This window comes from Palleronia aestuarii (assembly GCF_003253995.1).
GTDB lineage: Bacteria > Pseudomonadota > Alphaproteobacteria > Rhodobacterales > Rhodobacteraceae > Palleronia > Palleronia aestuarii.
Window position 1 is genome coordinate 34,250 of sequence record NZ_QKZL01000006.1, and the last position, 16,136, is coordinate 50,385.

At 68.1% G+C, this 16,136-nt stretch carries 14 protein-coding genes; 3 read left to right on the plus strand and 11 right to left on the minus strand.

What is annotated here, in order from left to right; all coding sequences use genetic code 11:
- Positions 1–7: 7 nt before the first annotated feature.
- From LX81_RS09255 to LX81_RS09280, 6 genes are all read right to left on the minus strand, one after another.
- Positions 8–853, minus strand: a complete 846-nt coding sequence (locus tag LX81_RS09255) for an ABC transporter permease (protein ID WP_111537037.1) — start codon at positions 851–853, stop codon at positions 8–10.
- Positions 850–1,770, minus strand: a complete 921-nt coding sequence (locus tag LX81_RS09260) for an ABC transporter permease (protein WP_111537180.1) — start codon at positions 1,768–1,770, stop codon at positions 850–852. Before LX81_RS09260 ends, LX81_RS09255 begins: the two co-directional genes overlap by 4 nt.
- A 71-nt stretch (positions 1,771–1,841) precedes the next feature.
- Positions 1,842–2,621, minus strand: coding sequence for an ABC transporter ATP-binding protein (locus LX81_RS09265; RefSeq protein WP_111537038.1), 780 nt, complete (start codon positions 2,619–2,621; stop codon positions 1,842–1,844).
- Positions 2,622–2,829: 208 nt separating this feature from the next.
- A complete protein-coding gene (hydA, locus tag LX81_RS09270) occupies positions 2,830–4,284 on the minus strand; it encodes a dihydropyrimidinase (protein WP_111537039.1) in 1,455 nt (484 codons plus the stop codon).
- 112 nt (positions 4,285–4,396) lie between these two features.
- Positions 4,397–4,687 (minus strand): GIY-YIG nuclease family protein, encoded by a 291-nt coding sequence (locus LX81_RS09275; protein WP_111537040.1) that lies wholly within the window; start codon positions 4,685–4,687, stop codon positions 4,397–4,399.
- Positions 4,688–4,753: 66 nt separating this feature from the next.
- Positions 4,754–6,007 carry a Zn-dependent hydrolase gene (locus LX81_RS09280; protein ID WP_111537041.1) on the minus strand — a complete coding sequence of 418 codons (1,254 nt, stop codon included), beginning with the start codon at positions 6,005–6,007 and terminating at the stop codon, positions 4,754–4,756.
- A 147-nt stretch (positions 6,008–6,154) separates the two neighbouring features.
- On the opposite strand from LX81_RS09280, the gene LX81_RS09285 reads away from it, so the two are divergent.
- Together LX81_RS09285 and LX81_RS09290 are read left to right on the plus strand one after the other, a co-directional pair.
- Complete coding sequence (locus LX81_RS09285; protein WP_111537042.1) at positions 6,155–6,766, plus strand: TetR family transcriptional regulator C-terminal domain-containing protein; 612 nt, start codon at positions 6,155–6,157, stop codon at positions 6,764–6,766.
- Positions 6,767–7,036: 270 nt separating this feature from the next.
- The gene (locus LX81_RS09290) at positions 7,037–8,683 is read left to right on the plus strand and encodes a BCCT family transporter (protein ID WP_111537043.1); all 1,647 of its coding nucleotides are present in this window, start codon (positions 7,037–7,039) and stop codon (positions 8,681–8,683) included.
- 303 nt (positions 8,684–8,986) lie between these two features.
- Here the strand turns inward: LX81_RS09290 and preA are convergent, their stop codons facing one another.
- From preA to LX81_RS09315, 5 genes are all read right to left on the minus strand, one after another.
- The gene (gene preA, locus LX81_RS09295; RefSeq protein WP_111537044.1) at positions 8,987–10,291 is read right to left on the minus strand and encodes an NAD-dependent dihydropyrimidine dehydrogenase subunit PreA; all 1,305 of its coding nucleotides are present in this window, start codon (positions 10,289–10,291) and stop codon (positions 8,987–8,989) included.
- A gap of 23 nt (positions 10,292–10,314) precedes the next feature.
- Positions 10,315–11,094: an Fpg/Nei family DNA glycosylase gene (locus tag LX81_RS09300; protein WP_111537045.1), complete on the minus strand. Its 780-nt coding sequence runs from the start codon at positions 11,092–11,094 to the stop codon at positions 10,315–10,317.
- Positions 11,087–12,424, minus strand: a complete 1,338-nt coding sequence (locus LX81_RS09305) for an NAD(P)-dependent oxidoreductase (protein ID WP_111537046.1) — start codon at positions 12,422–12,424, stop codon at positions 11,087–11,089. The genes LX81_RS09300 and LX81_RS09305 overlap by 8 nt, the downstream gene beginning before the upstream one ends.
- 125 nt (positions 12,425–12,549) lie before the next feature.
- Positions 12,550–13,488 carry a ribokinase gene (gene rbsK, locus LX81_RS09310; RefSeq protein ID WP_111537047.1) on the minus strand — a complete coding sequence of 313 codons (939 nt, stop codon included), beginning with the start codon at positions 13,486–13,488 and terminating at the stop codon, positions 12,550–12,552.
- Between the two features lie 152 nt (positions 13,489–13,640).
- The gene (locus LX81_RS09315) at positions 13,641–15,350 is read right to left on the minus strand and encodes a coiled-coil domain-containing protein (RefSeq protein WP_111537048.1); all 1,710 of its coding nucleotides are present in this window, start codon (positions 15,348–15,350) and stop codon (positions 13,641–13,643) included.
- Positions 15,351–15,692: 342 nt separating this feature from the next.
- Between LX81_RS09315 and LX81_RS09320 the strand changes: the two genes are divergently transcribed.
- A complete protein-coding gene (locus LX81_RS09320; protein WP_111537049.1) occupies positions 15,693–16,112 on the plus strand; it encodes a phasin family protein in 420 nt (139 codons plus the stop codon).
- Positions 16,113–16,136 lie beyond the last annotated feature (24 nt).

Genomic DNA, 16,136 nt, shown 5'->3' on the forward strand with positions numbered 1-16,136 from the left:
CCGGATGTCATCTCCGGTGCGACGGGTGCCAGAACGTCACCCGTGTCTCGATGAGCGCGATGATGCCGTAGAACGCGCTCCCCGCAAGGGCCGCGACGACGATCTCGGCCCACACGGTGTCGAGCGCGAGCTGCCCCACGCTGGTGGAGATCCGGAACCCGATGCCCTGTGTGGGCGAGCCGAAGAACTCCGCCACGATCGCCCCGATGAGCGCCAGCGTGGTCGCGATCTTGAGCCCGTTGAACACGAAGGGCATCGCCGCGGGCAGCCGCAGCTTCAGAAGCGTCTGCGCATAGGACGCGCCGTAGGTCCGCATCAGGTCGCGCTGCATCGCGGAGGTGTCGCGGAGGCCCGCCACGGTGTTCACGAGCACCGGGAAGAACACCATGACGACCACGACCGCCGCCTTCGACTGCCAGTCGAACCCGTACCAGCCGACGAGGATCGGCGCGGTGCCGACGATGGGCAGCGCCGCCATGAAATTGCCCACGGGCAGCAATCCGCGGCGCAGGAACTCCACCCGGTCGGCGAGGATCGCCACCGCGAAGGCCGCGAGGCAGCCCATCGCATAGCCCGAGAGCGCGCCCTTCACGATCGTCTGCACGAAATCGGCCCAGAGCATCGGCAGCGCGCCCACGAAGCGCGCGGCGATCACGCTCGGCGCGGGCAGGATGACGAGCGGCACGTCGAGGCCGCGCACGACCAGTTCCCACACCAGCAGAAGCGTGATCCCGAAGATCACCGGCACGAGGATCCGCCGCCCCCGCCCGGCAGGTCCGGACCGGTTGGCGAGCCGCACATTGAGCGCCCAGAGCCCGGCCCAGAGGAGAAGGGCCACCAGAACGAGGCTCACTGCCCCATCCCCATCCGCGCGAGCAGCCCGCGCTCGACGAGCCCGATCAGTCCCACGAGCCCCGCCGCGAGGAGCGCCGCGGCGAAGAGCGCCGCCCAGATCTGGATGTTCTGCCCGTAATAGCTCCCCGCGAGGAGCCGCGCGCCGAGACCCGCCTGCGCCCCCGTGGGCAGTTCCGCCACGATCGCCCCTACGAGGCTCGCCGCCACGCCGATCTTCAGCGACGCGAAGAGGTAGGGCAGCGACGCCGGCAGGCGCAGCTTGCCGAAGATCTGCGCCCGCGTCGCGGCATAGGTCCGGAGGAGATCGAGCTGCATCGCGTCGGGGCTGCGGAACCCCGTCACCATGCCGACCACGACCGGAAAGAACGACAGGTAGGCGGAGATCACGGCCTTCGGCACGATCCCCTGCACCCCCACGGAATAGAGCACGACGATGATCATCGGCGCGATCGCGATGATCGGCACCGTCTGGCTGACGATGGCCCAGGGCATGACGCTCATCTCCATCACGCGGCTATGGACGATCCCCACGGCAAGGAGGATGCCGAGACCGGTGCCGATGGCGAACCCCAGAAGCGTCGCCGAAAGCGTGACCCAGGCGTGGTAGACGAGGCTCCGCGCGGAGGTCACGCTCTGCCCCGCGACCCCGTCCCAGAGCGCCACGGCCACCTGGTGCGGCGCCGGCAGGCGCGGCCGCTCGAGGCTCCAGGCGCCCGGCAGGAGAGAGGGATTGGCCGCCATCAGCGCCACGCTCCCCATCTGCCGCCGCGCCGCCGGGCCTTCGGGCGTCACGACCGCCCCCGCGCGTTCGGCCTGCAGCAGTGTATTGCCCACGTTCATCGGCAGGCAGGCCGCGTACCAGATCGCGACGAGCACCGCGACGACCGCCACGACCGGCCCCGCCCGGTGCCCCATCCCCCGCGCCACTGCTGCCACCCGCGCGGACCGCCCGATCCCTCCGGAGGGCGCGGAGAGGGGCGCGTCGCTCACAAGGCCTCCATGCCGGCGCGCAGCCCCTCGCGGACGCGATGCGCCACGGCGATGAACTCCGCGCTGTCGCGGATGTCGAGCGGACGCTCGGCCGGCAGGGGGCTCTCGATCACGTCGCTGATCCGTCCGGGCCGCGGGCTCATCACCACGATCTTCGTGGACAGGTACACCGCCTCGGGGATCGAATGGGTGACGAAGAGCATCGTCTTGCCGGTCCGCGCCCAGAGCGCGAGCAACTCCTCGTTGAGGCGGTCCCGCACGATCTCGTCGAGCGCGCCGAAGGGCTCGTCCATCAGGAGGATGTCGGCGTCGAAGGCGAGCGCGCGCGCGATGGAGGCGCGCTGCTGCATCCCGCCCGAAAGCTGCCAGGGGAACTTGCCCGCGAACCCGCCCAGATCGACGAGCGCGAGCGCCTCCTCGACCCGCTGCCGCCGATCCGCCTTCGCGAACCCCATGATCTCGAGCGGCAGCGCCACGTTGCCCGCGATCGTCCGCCACGGATAGAGCCCCGCCGCCTGGAATACGTAGCCGTAGGCCCGCGCCTGCCGCGCCGCGTCGGGGCTCATCCCGTTGACCTCGAGCGTCCCGCCCGTCGGCGTCTCGAGGCCCGCGACGCAGCGCAGGAACGTCGTCTTGCCGCAGCCCGACGGCCCGATGAAGGAGACGAACTCGCCGCGGCCGATATCGAGCGATACGTCGGAGAGCGCATGGACCGACCCGTCGCCGGTCGCGAAGGTCAGGTCGAGCCCCTCGGCCCGGACGACCGGCGCGCTCACGCGCCCCCCCTCGCGCCACGCGCCCCGGGCGCGACCCGGGACCTCGCCGCTCCACGCGGCCCCGGCTCGGGGGCCGGGGCGCGTCGGTGCGGGGTGGCGGATCTCACGCCGCAGCCCGGCACTTCGGCACGCCGAATGCGATGCCGTCGCCCGCGTGACCGCGAACGCGACGCGTTGCCTCCAGAAGACCGTCCGGCCGCGACGCCATTCACACCCCGCTCGCCGGGATCCCCGACCGTTCCACCGGTCGGGGGGCGGTCAGCGCCTTCCAGGACGACAGCGCCTGGTTCACGGAGCCCTTGGGAGGGCGGGGCACGAAGGTGCCGTGGCCCTCCTCCGCGCGGATCGCACCGTCGGAATAGGCGAGCTTGCCGCGCGAGAGCACGTGGCGCGGCAGGCCCTTCACGCGCTGGCCCTCGAACACGTTGTAATCGATCGCAGATTGCTGGGTACCCGCGCTGATCGTCTTCTCCGCCTCGGGGTCGAACACGACGAGATCGGCATCCGCGCCCACGAGAACCGCGCCCTTGCGGGGATAGCAATTGAGGATCTTGGCGATGTTGGTGGAGGTCACGGCGACGAACTCGTTGGGCGTGAGCCGCCCCGTCGCGACCCCGTGGGTCCAGAGCATCGGCAGCCGGTCCTCGAGCCCGCCGGTGCCGTTGGGGATCTTGGTGAAGTCGCCCACCCCCGTGCGCTTCTGCTCGGTCGTGAAGGCGCAGTGATCGGTCGCCACGACCGAGAGCGATCCCGCCTGCAGCCCGGCCCAGAGCGATGCCTGGTGCTGCCTGTTGCGGAAGGGCGGCGACATCACGCGCCGCGCGGCATGGTCCCAGTCCTGGTTGAAGTACTCGCTCTCGTCGAGCGTCAGGTGCTGGATCAGCGGCTCGCCCCAGACCCGCTTGCCCTGCTGGCGCGCGCGCCGGATCGCCTCGTGGCTCTCCTCGCAGGAGACGTGGACGACGTAGAGCGGCACGCCCGCCATGTCGGCGATCATGATGGCGCGGTTCGTGGCCTCCCCCTCGACCTGCGGCGGGCGGGAATAGGCGTGCCCCTCCGGCCCGGTATTGCCCTCCGCGAGGAGTTGCGCGGAAAGGTCGGCCACGACGTCGCCGTTCTCCGCATGGACGAGCGCGATGCCCCCGAGTTCCGAGAGCCGCTTGAACGACGCGTACATCTCGTCGTCCTGCACCATGAGCGCGCCCTTGTAGGCCATGAAGTGCTTGAAGGAATTGATCCCGCGGTCGCGGACCACCGCCTCCATCTCCTCGAAGACCTGCTCGCCCCACCAGGTCACGGCCATGTGGAAGGAATAGTCGCAATGCGCCCGCGTCGACTTGTTGTCCCACATCTTGAGCGCGTCGAGCAGCCCCTGTCCGGGGGAGGGGAGGGCGAAATCCACGACCATCGTGGTGCCCCCCGCGAGCGCCGCGCGGGTGCCGCTCTCGAAATCGTCGGCGGAATAGGTGCCCATGAAGGGCATCTCCAAATGCGTGTGCGGATCGATCCCGCCCGGCATGACGTAGCATCCCGTGGCGTCGATCTCCTCGTCGCCCCCGAGCCCCGGCCCGATCTCCGCGATCCTGTTGCCCTCCACGAGGATGTCGGCCTCGTAGGTGAGGTCGTGGGTGACGATCGTGCCGTTCTTGATCACGGTTGTCATGTGCGTCTCGCTCCTCGCCTGTTCCCCGCCATCCCGGACAGGATCCGGGACAGGTGGTCGGTGCATCGTCTCCCCGCCGCCCCGGGCTTGACCCGGGGCCTCGCGGGTCCGCTCACGCGTGCGGGATCTGCGCGCTCACGTCCTGCCAGTCCGGATTGCTTTCGGCGATCAGATCGATCTTCCACGACCGCCGCCACCGCTTCATCCGCCGCTCCTGCGTCAGCGCCTCGGAATAGGTCTCGAACGCCGCGAACCAGACCAGCGTCCGGATGCCGTAGCGCTGCGTGTGGCCCGGGATCGCGCCGGAGCGATGCTGCTCCAACCGCCGGCGCAGATCGTTCGTCGAGCCGAGGTAGAGCGCACCGCCGGGGCGCGAGGCCAGCAGGTAGACGTAATGGGCCATCCTCGCTCCTCCGCCCGGCGAGGCCCCGGGTCGAGCCCGGGGCGGCATGGCGCGGGGAGGCGGCCCTCACCCCTCCACCCCGGCCGTCTCCACCACCGCGTGGAGGAGCACATCCGTTCCCGCCCGCGCCCAGTCCTTGGTGATCTCCTCCGCCTCGTTGTGCGAAAGACCCTCGACACAGGGGCACATGACCATCGCGGTCGGCGCCACGCGGTTGATCCAGCAGGCGTCGTGGCCCGCGCCCGAGACGATGTCCATGTGGCTGTAGCCGAGCCGCTCGGCCGCCCCGCGGACCGCCGCCACGCAGCCCTCGTCGAAGGTCACCGGGTCGAAATGCCCCGCCACCTCGATCTCGCAGCCAAGCCCCATCTCCTGCGCGATGCGCGGCGCGTCGGCCTCGAGCGCGGCCTTCATCCCGTCGAGCTTCTCGCGGTCGGGCGAGCGGAAATCGACGGTGAAGACCACGCGGCCGGGGATCACGTTGCGCGAGTTGGGATAGACGTCGATATGGCCCGCGGCCCCCACCGCGTCGGGCTGCGCGGCCATCGCGATCTCGTTGACCCGCTCGAGGATCCGCGCCATGCCGAGGCCTGCGTCCCGCCGCATCGCCATCGGCGTCGAGCCGGTATGCGCGTCCCGCCCGGTCAGCGTCACCTGCAGCCACCATTGCCCCTGGCCATGCGTGACCACGCCGATGTCGCGCCCCTCCGCCTCGAGGATCGGGCCCTGCTCGATATGGAGCTCGAAGCAGGCATGCATCTTGCGCGCGCCGACCTCCTCCTCGCCCTTCCAGCCGATCCGCTCCAGCTCCTCGCCGAAGCGCTTGCCGGCGGCGTCCGTGCGCTGGTAGGCCCAGTCGGTCTCGTATTGCCCGATGAACACGCCGGAGGAGAGCATCGCGGGCGCGAAGCGCGTCCCTTCCTCGTTGGTCCAGTTCACCACCACGATCGGATGGCGGGTCTTCACGCCCAGGTCGTTGAGCGTGCGCACCACCTCGAGCCCGCCGAGGACGCCCAGCACCCCGTCGTACTTGCCCCCCGTGGGCTGCGTGTCGAGATGGGAGCCGACATAGACGGGCAGGGCGTCCGGATCCGTTCCCTCGCGCCGGGCGAACATGTTGCCCATCCGGTCGAGCCCCATCTCGCAGCCCGCCGCCTCGCACCAGCGCTGGAAGAGCGCGCGGCCCTCGGCATCCGCGTCGGTCAGCGTCTGGCGGTTGTTGCCGCCCGCCACGCCCGGGCCGATCTCGGCCATCTCCATCAGGCTCTGCCAGAGACGGTCGCCATCGACCCGCATGTTCTCGCCCGCTGCAGCGCTCATTCCCGTTCCCCCGCAATCCCGATTTGACCAAAAGGTCAAAGCGACGCTACCAAAGCGGGGGGGTCAGTCAAGGATGGCGCGGATGGGGCCGAGCTTTGCCGGAAATACGGGCGGATTTCGATCCCCTCGGGCCGCGATGCCTGCGCTTTGACCGAAACCGGACCCTCCCGCATCCAGTCGGAGAAGCGCGCGGCCATCCTGGGCGCGGCGCTGGAGGTTTTCGCCGCCGAGGGGTTCCGCGGCGCGACGCTCGATCGGATCGCGGGCGAGGCGGGGCTCTCGAAGCCGAACCTGCTCTACTACTTCCCCTCGAAGGAAGAGGTCCACGAGGCGCTCCTTTCGGGCCTCCTCGATCTCTGGCTCGCGCCCCTGCGCCGCATCGACCCCGACGGCGAGCCGATGGCGGAGCTCCTCGGCTATGTCCGCCGCAAGCTGGCGCTGAGCCGGAGCCATCCGCGCGAGAGCCGCCTCTTCGCCAACGAGATCCTGCAAGGCGCGCCGCGGATCGGCCCGACGCTCTCGGGCGCGCTCCGCGATCTCGTCGAGGAGAAGGCGCAGGCGATCGCGGCCTGGGCGGAGACCGGGGCGATCGCGCCCGTCGATCCGCGCCACCTCATCATCTCCGTCTGGGCGCTCACCCAGCATTACGCCGATTTCGACGTCCAGGTCCGCGCCGTGCTCGGCCGCGACGATCCCCTCGACGGGGCGGAAGCGCATCTGGAGATGCTTTTCGAAAGGCTGCTCGCGCCGCGCGCGTAGGCGCCCTGAATGACGCCTTAAGGGGATCGACTGGCTGCAGAACATAGACGATGCCCTCCCGGACGGGCGCCGTTTTCCAATGACCACCGCCCGCGCGACGACGACCGACGCGGAGTGCTGCGCTAAATTTGTGCAGAGGGCGCCCTGCGGCCACAAAACGCTTTGGCGGAAATCACGGCGGCGTTAACGTGGCCCATTCGCGCCGCACGGTCCGCTTGCCGTGCGCATCGCATCGCGTCGGCGCGTCGGTTCCAGGAGGGATACCTGACGATGGCTGACACGACGGCAACCGGCGCCCCGGCGCCCGAAGAAAGCGCGATCCAGACCGACTACAAGATCGGCCAGGACAATATCCGGGGCCAGATCGGCCCCTTTGGCCTCGACATCCACAATCCCGTCTTCGCGATATCGGGCGTGAGCGTGATCATCTTCGTGATCGTGACGCTCCTCTTCCCGGATACCGCCACCGGCGTCTTCGGCGCGATGATGTCCTGGGTGACGACCCGGTTCGACTGGTTCTTCATCCTGACGGCCAACATCTTCCTCGTCTTCGCGATCTTCCTCGCGATCTCGCCCTACGGGAAGGTCCGGCTCGGCGGGCCGGATGCGAAGCCCGACTTCACGACCTCCGGATGGCTCGCCATGCTCTTCGCCGCGGGCATGGGGATCGGCCTTCTCTTCTGGAGCGTCGGTGAGCCCATGACCCATTTCGCGAGTTCCGTGGCCGAGGATGCCGGCACGCCGGAAAGCTGGGCGCCGCTCGGCGGGATGCCCGGCGACGTGGCGGGCTCGGCCCGCCTCGGCATGGCCGCGACGCTCTATCACTGGGGCCTGCAGGCTTGGGCGATCTACGCCGTCGTGGCGCTGGCGCTCGCGCTCTTCGCCTTCAACAAGGGGCTGCCGCTCGCGCTCCGCTCGGCCTTCTACCCGATCTTCGGAGAGCGCGTCTGGGGCTGGACGGGGCACATCATCGACACCCTCGCCGTCCTCGCCACGCTCTTCGGCCTCGCCACCTCGCTCGGTCTCGGGGCGGAGCAGATCAACGCGGGCCTGAACTATCTCTACGGCGTGCCGGTCAACAGCTTCGTCAAGATCGTCCTCATCGCCGTCATCACCGGCGTCGCCCTGACCTCGGTGCTGCGCGGTCTCGACGGCGGCGTGAAGCTCGCCTCCGAGATCAACATGGCGCTCGCCTTCCTGCTCCTCCTCTTCGTCCTCTTCGTGGGCCCGACCGGTGCGGCGCTGTCGCGCGTCGGCACCTCGGTGGTTGATTACTTCGCCTACCTGCCCGCCCTCTCCATGCCCTTCGGACGCGAGGACGAGAACTACGCGCAGGGCTGGTCCTCGTTCTACTGGGCCTGGTGGGTGTCTTGGTCGCCCTTCGTCGGCATGTTCATCGCGCGCGTCAGCCGCGGCCGGACGGTGCGGGAATTCATCGTCTGCGTGATGCTGATCCCCTCGGCCGTCTGCATCATCTGGATGTCGATCTTCGCCGGCGTGGCCTTCGACCAGTACATCAACGACGGCTACACCGCCGTGGCCGACGCGGCGCTCGAGGTGAAGCTTTTCGAGATGTTCGACGTGATGCCGCTCGCGCAGCTCACCTCGCTCATCGGCATCATCCTCGTCGCGGTGTTCTTCATCACCTCCTCGGACAGCGGCTCGCTCGTCATCGACACGATCACCGCGGGCGGCAAGGATGACGGGCCGATCCCGCAGCGGGTGTTCTGGTGCATCTTCGAGGGGCTGGTCGCCATCGCGCTCCTGCTCGGCGGCGGTCTCGGCGCACTCCAATCCATGGTGGTGACGACGGGCTTTCCCTTCGCCTTCGTCCTGCTCCTCATGTGCGTGAGCATCGTCATGGGGCTGCGAAGCGAACCGGTGGTCCGCGACCGCCGGACACCCGCCGCGACCTGACCCCGACGCCCGGCACGGCCCGATCGCGGGGCCGTGCCGATCCCGCGCCCGCTGATGCGGCCGTCGCGACGGGCGAGGGGGCGTCGCCCCGGCCTGCCCGGTCCCGACCGCCATCGAACGCCCCGTTAATCCGCCGGCACCCCGTTCGGGGCCGCGTCATACGGGCGGTGCACGTTCGCTGCACATTCCATGCACGATGTATGCACGTTCGCTGCACGCCCGCATGACGCAACGTGCACGCGCGCCGCACGTCCCGTGCACGTTATCCGCACGACCGGTGTACGCGCTGTGCCAGGCCTCCGGCTACTCCGCCGCCACCGCGCCCGGATTGTTCGGATGGGTCGTCCAGTTCGCGTATTCCTCCTCGACGACCTTCCCGGTCCTGGGGTCGGTCTCGCCCGGACGCATCTCCACCATCGTGATGCAATCCTCCACCGGGCAGACGTCGATGCAGAGGTTGCAGGCCACGCATTCCTCGTCCTTCACCGTGAAGACCCGCTCCGGCGACATCGCGATCGCCTGGTGCGATGTGTCCTCGCAGGCCGCGTAGCACCGCCCGCACTTGATGCAGGCATCCTGGTCGATCCGGGCCTTGGTTACGTAATTGAGGTTGAGATACTGCCAATCCGTCACGTTCGGCACCGCGCGGCCAACGAAATCAGAGGTTTGCGCGTAGCCTTTCTCGTCCATCCAGTGCGACAGGCCCGCCGTCATCTCCGCCACGATCTTGAAGCCGTAGGTCATCGCCGCCGTGCAGACCTGCACGTTGCCGCAGCCGAGCGCCATGAACTCCGCCGCGTCGCGCCACGTCGTGATCCCGCCGATGCCGGAGATCGGCATCCCCCGCGTCGCCTCCGCCCGCGCGATCTCCGACACCATGCTGAGCGCGATCGGCTTGACCGCCGGCCCGCAATAGCCGCCGTGAGAACCCTTCCCGTCGATCGTGGGCTCCGGGCACATCGCGTCGAGATCGACGGAGGTTATTGAATTGATGGTGTTTATCAGGCTCACCGCATCCGCCCCGCCCCGCCGCGCGGCCTCCGCGGGCTTGCGGATATCGGTTATGTTGGGCGTCAGTTTCACGATCACCGGCATCCGCGTGTACTGCTTGCACCAGCGCGCCACCATCTCGATGTATTCCGGGACCTGCCCCACGGCGGAGCCCATGCCACGCTCGCTCATCCCGTGCGGGCAGCCGAAATTGAGCTCGATCCCGTCCGCCCCGGTCTCCTCCACCTTCGGCAGGATCGCCCGCCACGCCTCTTCCTCGCAGGGCACCATGATCGAGGCCACGAGCGCGCGGTCCGGCCAGTCGCGCTTGACCGCCTTCATCTCGCGCAGGTTCACCTCCAGCGGCCGGTCGGTGATGAGCTCGATGTTGTTGAGGCCCAGCACCCTCCGGTCCGCCCCGTGCACCACGCCGTAGCGGGGGCCGTTGACGTTGACGATCGGCGGCCCCTCCGCCCCCAGCGTCTTCCACACGACCCCGCCCCAGCCCGCCTGAAACGCGCGGCGGACGTTGTATTCCTTGTCCGTCGGCGGCGCGGAGGCGAGCCAGAACGGGTTCGGAGACTTGATCCCCACGAAGTCGCTTCTCAGATCGGCCATCTGCAAATCCTCTCGATCGGCGCTCAGGCGCCCTGGTGACTGTCGCAATAGAAGGCCGTCCGGCCTCCGACCTTGCGCTTGGCGATGGTCCCCCCGCAACGCGGACAATCCGCGCCTTCCTTGCGGCCCGGCTTCAGCCAGTCGGAGGGGAGCTTCGAGTAATCCGCATTCACCTCGATGAGCGTGCCCAAAACCTCTCCCATCGCGTCGAAAAGCGCGTCGAGCGTCTCTTCGTCGAGATCGCTGCCCTTGGCCGTGGGGGCGACACCTGTCTGGAACAGCATCTCGTCGGACCAGAGATTGCCGAGCCCCGCGAGCTTGCCCTGATTCATCAGCGCCGATTTCAACGCGCCGCCGCTGCCGCCGATCACCTCGCGGAAGGCGTCACGCCCGATCTGGCGCGCGTCCGGGCCGACCCGATCCTCGGCGAGGTAGGTCTCCGGATCGTCGATCACCTTCATCCAGCCGAACTTCCGCGGATCGCGGAACCCGAGCCGCCGGTCGCCCTCGAACTCAACTGCGATCCGCGTGTATTCCGGTCGCTCTTCCCCGTCATAGGGCCGGAGCGATCCGGTCATGCCCAGATGGACGGCGAGCCAGGGGCCCGATTTGGAACCGGCAAAGATGATCTTTCCGTGGCGCCGGGTTTCCGTGATCTGCCGCCCGACAAGACGGGCGCGTTCGTTGTCTCCGGGGATATCGACATGCTCCGTATCGCCGAGCCAGAACCCTTCGATCGTGCGGTTGAGCGCATCCGCCTCGATCCGGCGGCGGTTCGCCTCCGCCTCGGGCAGTTCAGGCATCGGAGCGGGAAAGTGCTGCGTGAATGTCCTCCGCCGCGTCGCGCCCCTGTGCCACCGCCGTCACGGTGAGATCGTCGCCGCGATTCGTACAATCGCCCCCGGCCCAGACGCCGTCCATCGACGTGCGCCCCGCCTTTTCCACGACGATCTTACCGCGTTCTAGGTGGAGCCCCGCCTCGAGCGTCAGGGTCTGCCCGATCGCGCGGAAGACCTGATCCGCGGGGAGGCGCATCCGCTCCCCCGTCCCCGTGAGGCCGGTTCCGTTATCGGCGGTGTATTCGAGTTCGATCTCCGCCGCGGCACCATTGCCGTGGATCGCCACCGGCATCGCGTTGCAGACGATGCGGACCCCCTTGGAGGCCGCGAGATCCTGCTCGTACTTCGATGCACCCATCCGGTCGCGGTCCCGACGATAGGCGATGGTCACGTTCTCCGCCCCAAGGAGCTTTGACTGCACCGCAACATCGATGGCGGTCATGCCGCCCCCGATGACGACGACGTTGCGCCCGACGGGCAGGGCGGTGAGATCGTCGGCTTGGCGCAGCGCGGCGATGAAGCCCACGGCATCCATCACGCCGTCCTTACCCGCCCCATCCGCCGACAGGGCATTGACGCCGCCGAGGCCCAGGCCAAGGAACACCGCGTCGAATTTTTGACGCAGCGCGTCGAGTGACAGGCCATGTCCGAGCGAGCGGCCCCGCTCCAGCGTGATGCCGCCGATCTCCAGCAGCCACTCGACTTCCCGCGCGGCGAAATCGTCGGTGGACTTGTAGGCGGCGATCCCAAATTCGTTGAGGCCTCCGGGCTTGTCCTTCGCGTCGTAGACGACGACCTCGTGCCCCTTCGTCGCAAGACGGTGCGCGCAGGCAAGGCCGGCGGGACCGGCACCCACGACGGCGACGCGTTTGCCCGTCGCAGGGGCGCGGGTGAAAGGGTGGCCCTGCCGCGCCATCAGCGCGTCGGTGGCGTGCCGCTGCAGCCGGCCGATCTCCACCGGCTTGCCCTCCGCCGCCTCCCGCACGCAGGCCCCTTCGCAGAGATCCTCCGTGGGGCAGACGCGCGCGCACATGCCGCCGAAGATGTTCTGCGCGAGGATTGTCTCCGCCGCGGCCTCTGGCTGGCCGGTCGCGATCTGCCGGATGAAGAGCGGTATGTCGATCTCGGTCGGGCAGGCGGCGATGCAGGGCGCATCGTGACAGAAGTAGCAGCGATCCGCCGCCACCGCCGCCTCGTGCAGGTCGAGCGGGCGGTGTAGGTCCGCGAAATTCGCCGCCACGCGCTCCTCGCTCAGGCGGCCGGTGGCGATGCCGGGGGTCAGGGTGTCGGTCATGAACGTCCATCCTCGATGATCCATCGAGAGTGGCACGGAACGTTTTTTTATCAAACGGTAAATTATGGGCGGATCGCGAAGCGCGAATTCTATGGGTCCGCAGCGGGGTTCTCGGGTAGAGAACGTTACTCCGCTTGCCTGCTCCGTTCGAGAAGGGCGTCGATCCCGGCACGATCGGGCATCGAGGCCGCAGCGCCGGACCGCGTGACCGAAAGCGCGGCGGTGGCATTGGCAAAACGGACGGCATCCGCCGCATCGAGCCCTTCCGCGAAGGCCACGGCGAGCGCGCCGTTGAACGCGTCGCCCGCCCCCGTCGTCTCCGCGACCGGCCCCGCATCGAGGCCTTCGACGTGCAGGGAGCGCGTCGCATCGCGATAGAGCGCGCCCCGCTCTCCCAGCGTCACGATCACGGCGCCCACGCCCTTGGCGAGCAGCGTATCGGCTGCCCGTTCCGCCTCCGCGACGGAGGATACCGCGATCCCCGTCAGCGCCTCTGCCTCGGTCTCGTTCGGGGTCAGGACATCGCAGAGCGCAAGCATCGCGTCGGGCAGCTCGGTGGCCGGAGCGGGATTGAGGATGGTCTGAACGCCGCCTTCGCGGGCGATCGCGAGCCCTTGATGGGCCGCGTCGAGTGGCTGTTCGAGCTGGGTGAGGAACACCTTGGCGCCCTGGATCTCGGCGCGGCGCGCGTCGAGGTCCTCGGGCCCGATCTCGGCCGCGATGCCCTGCGTGACGATGATCGCATTGTCCCCGGAAACGTCGTCGACGAAGATGAAGGCCGCCCCGGTCTGGCCGTCGTCGTGGGTCGAGGCGAGCGATGTCACGCCCGCCTCCCGCCAGATGTCGAGCGCCATGTCGGCGAAGACGTCACGCCCGAGCCGCGTGATCATTCCGACATGACCGCCCGCCCGCGCCGCGGCGACGGCCTGGTTCGAACCCTTGCCGCCCGGACCGAGGGAGAACGACCGACCGAGGATCGTCTCACCCAACCGGGGCTGACGTTCCGCGCGATAGGTCGTGTCGGCGACGAAGATGCCGAGGATTACGATGTCGGGGCTGCTCATCGTCACTCTTCCGTCCGTATTCCGCCGCCCGGCCCAAGTCTTCTGTCCGGTCTGCCGTCAGACTTCGCGGCAGCGCGTCCGTTTCCCTCGGCTGGACGCGCCGCGACCCATTCGATCGGGGCAGGGGCATCGGGGACGCCCCGCCCGCCACGTCATTCCTGACGTTCGAAAGTCTCGCCGGAGAAGAGGCAACCGTCCGCGTCCCCGACATCGAAGCCGCCATCGGTCTCAGTCACCGGGCAGGACATCGGGAATTGCGCATTGCCGATATCGCCGTCGACGTTGTCGAGCGTGAGCGTCCCGTCAGACACCGCGTAGTCTCCGCGGACGTTCTGCAGCTGATCCTCGCTCGACATCTGGAACGACCCCTCCTGGGTGAACGTCGCGGTGATCGACTGCACGCGGTACTGCCCCGGGGCGACGATCGTCCCGCTTTCCGCACCACCGGACGCGTCAGCCTCGTCCTGCGAGGAGGCGGATTGTCCATCATCGCCCGCTTCGCCGGATTGCGCATCCCCGCCCGACGCATCGCCATTCTCGGAGGATTGCCCGGAGTCACCGTTCGATGCCGCGTTCTCTTGCGATTGCTCGGATGCATCACCGGATTGGGCCGCGTCGCCCCTTTCCGAGCCGGACTGTGCTTGTTCGCTGCCCGACTCAGATTGCGCCGGTTCCTCCCCCGACGCCTCGCCGGAGGATGCTTCGTCGCTGCCTGCGGCTTGCGACGCGTCGGAGTCAGACTGCGGCTGTTCGCTGTCCGTATCCGATTGCGCCGGCTCGTTTCCCGAAGCCTCGCCGGACGATGCGCCATCGCTGCCTGCCGACTGCGCCGTGTCGCCGCCATCGGAACCGCTCTGGGCCTGGTCGCCATCCGACTGCGATTGCGCCTGTCCCTCATCGGACGAGGTCTCTTCGCCCTCGCCCGATTGCGCCTGATCCCCGCCTTCCTCCATTTCCTGCGTACCGGCAGAGGCGCGGAGCTGATTGATGCGCTGCTGCGTCTCCGCGATCTGGTTTTCGGTACTTGCGAGTTCGGCAGAGCGGGCGGAGAGGGTCTGCGACATCTCCGTGACCTGCGTCTGCAATTCGTCGCGCCGAGTCGTGGCCTGCGCTACGTCGTTGGCCAAGGTCTCCTGCCGCTGCGTCAGATCGGCGATGTTGCGGTTCAACTCGGTTTCGCGCGACTGAAGCTGTTCCACCTCGTCGCGGAGGTCGGCGAGGTTCTGTTGCACGCTCGCTTCCTGCGAAACGGATTGCTGCAGACGCGATTCCGCCTCGGATGCCTGTTGCGTCAGACGCGCGACCTCGTTCGTCAGGTTCGCGACGCTTTGCTGCGTCTCGGCTTCCTGCGAGCGTGCCTCCTCGAGCCGGGCTCCGACCGCGGCGAGCTCGGCCGTCTGGTCGATCACGGATTGCTCCGCTGTATCGCGCCGGTCCTGGAAGGTCGCGATTTCCTCGCGCATCGGCTCCACGCGTTGCGTGAGTTCGGTAAGCGTCTGCTCCCGCTGCGCGATCTGATCGCTCAGATTGGACGACTGCTCCTGCAGGGAAGACGTCTCGTCCCGCAGGGGCGGCAATTCGTTCGTCAGGCTGTCGCGCTCGTCGGTCAGCGATCCGATCTCGGTGGACAGCGACTCGCGCCGCCCTTCCAGTTCGTCGACGGTTCCGGCCGTCTCGATCTGGCTGGCAAGCTCGGCCTCAACCGATTGCCGTTCGGAGGTCACGGACGCGACTTCCTCGGTCAGGCGGGTCTCCGTCGCGCTTTGTGTGGTCCAGCCCCAGACGGCCACCAGCCAGCCCACGATTGCCACCGCAACGACGATCCAGAATGTCGCCTTGCTTTGTCCTGCCTCACCGGCCATGCGAATTATCCCCATTTCCAATCGTTTCGGACGAACACCTACGAGACACACCCTGTTCCGCCGAGACCCCCTCGTCCGGCGTCAAGGCGCACGTCCTCAGCCTCTCTAGCATCGCGCCCGGCCGCGGCAAAACGGATTCAGTCTTTCCGTGGCTGTCCTCTGACCGTGCGGTCCGCTTCGACTGGACGTGCTGACATCCGCAAGTTGAAGGTGCTCGAAAGAGCTCCCAGGAAATTCGGGATTTTCGCAATGCTGCACTTGCAATGCTGCAGTGCAGCATTATTTAGAGATTAGAAGACGGGGACAGCCCCGGAACTGATACGAGACCGAGGAGACGCACCAATGGCCAAGACGACCAAGAGCAACCCGACCTTTTCGAATATCCCTTCCATGTTCGATGCGAAGGCATTTCAGGACGCGATGTCCGATGCCGCTCAGCGCAACGCGCGCATGACGTCGATCTTCCTCGACGCCGCCGCCCGCTCGACCGAGATCGCAACGGCCGGGACGCACGAGACGCTGTCGAACATCCGTGATCTCACCGCAATGCGGGACGAGCCGGGCGAATATGCCGAAGCGTATTCCGACTTCATGCGCCGTCAGGCCGACCTCGCACGCCGTTCGGCCGAGGAACTGGCCAGCGTCACGCAGCGGGCAGGCACGGAAACGAGCGAGATCGTGACCGACGGCGCCGAGGCTGTCTTCGCGAACGCCAACAAGGCCGCGCAGAAGACCACGTCGGCTGCAAAGAAAGCTGCCTGAACTCAAATTCGGTTCAGAACGAAA

What these genes read in the sequence shown, in the direction of transcription:
- LX81_RS09260 (WP_111537180.1), bottom strand. Translation starts at nt 1,770, where the DNA reads ATGGGGCACCGGGCGGGGCCGGTCGTGGCGGTCGTCGCGGTGCTCGTC.
- hydA (WP_111537039.1), bottom strand. Translation starts at nt 4,284, where the DNA reads ATGACAACCGTGATCAAGAACGGCACGATCGTCACCCACGACCTCACC.
- LX81_RS09275 (WP_111537040.1), bottom strand. Translation starts at nt 4,687, where the DNA reads ATGGCCCATTACGTCTACCTGCTGGCCTCGCGCCCCGGCGGTGCGCTC.
- LX81_RS09280 (WP_111537041.1), bottom strand. Translation starts at nt 6,007, where the DNA reads ATGAGCGCTGCAGCGGGCGAGAACATGCGGGTCGATGGCGACCGTCTC.
- LX81_RS09290 (WP_111537043.1), top strand. Translation starts at nt 7,037, where the DNA reads ATGGCTGACACGACGGCAACCGGCGCCCCGGCGCCCGAAGAAAGCGCG.
- preA (WP_111537044.1), bottom strand. Translation starts at nt 10,291, where the DNA reads ATGGCCGATCTGAGAAGCGACTTCGTGGGGATCAAGTCTCCGAACCCG.
- LX81_RS09300 (WP_111537045.1), bottom strand. Translation starts at nt 11,094, where the DNA reads ATGCCTGAACTGCCCGAGGCGGAGGCGAACCGCCGCCGGATCGAGGCG.
- LX81_RS09305 (WP_111537046.1), bottom strand. Translation starts at nt 12,424, where the DNA reads ATGACCGACACCCTGACCCCCGGCATCGCCACCGGCCGCCTGAGCGAG.
- rbsK (WP_111537047.1), bottom strand. Translation starts at nt 13,488, where the DNA reads ATGAGCAGCCCCGACATCGTAATCCTCGGCATCTTCGTCGCCGACACG.
- LX81_RS09315 (WP_111537048.1), bottom strand. Translation starts at nt 15,350, where the DNA reads ATGGCCGGTGAGGCAGGACAAAGCAAGGCGACATTCTGGATCGTCGTT.
- LX81_RS09320 (WP_111537049.1), top strand. Translation starts at nt 15,693, where the DNA reads ATGGCCAAGACGACCAAGAGCAACCCGACCTTTTCGAATATCCCTTCC.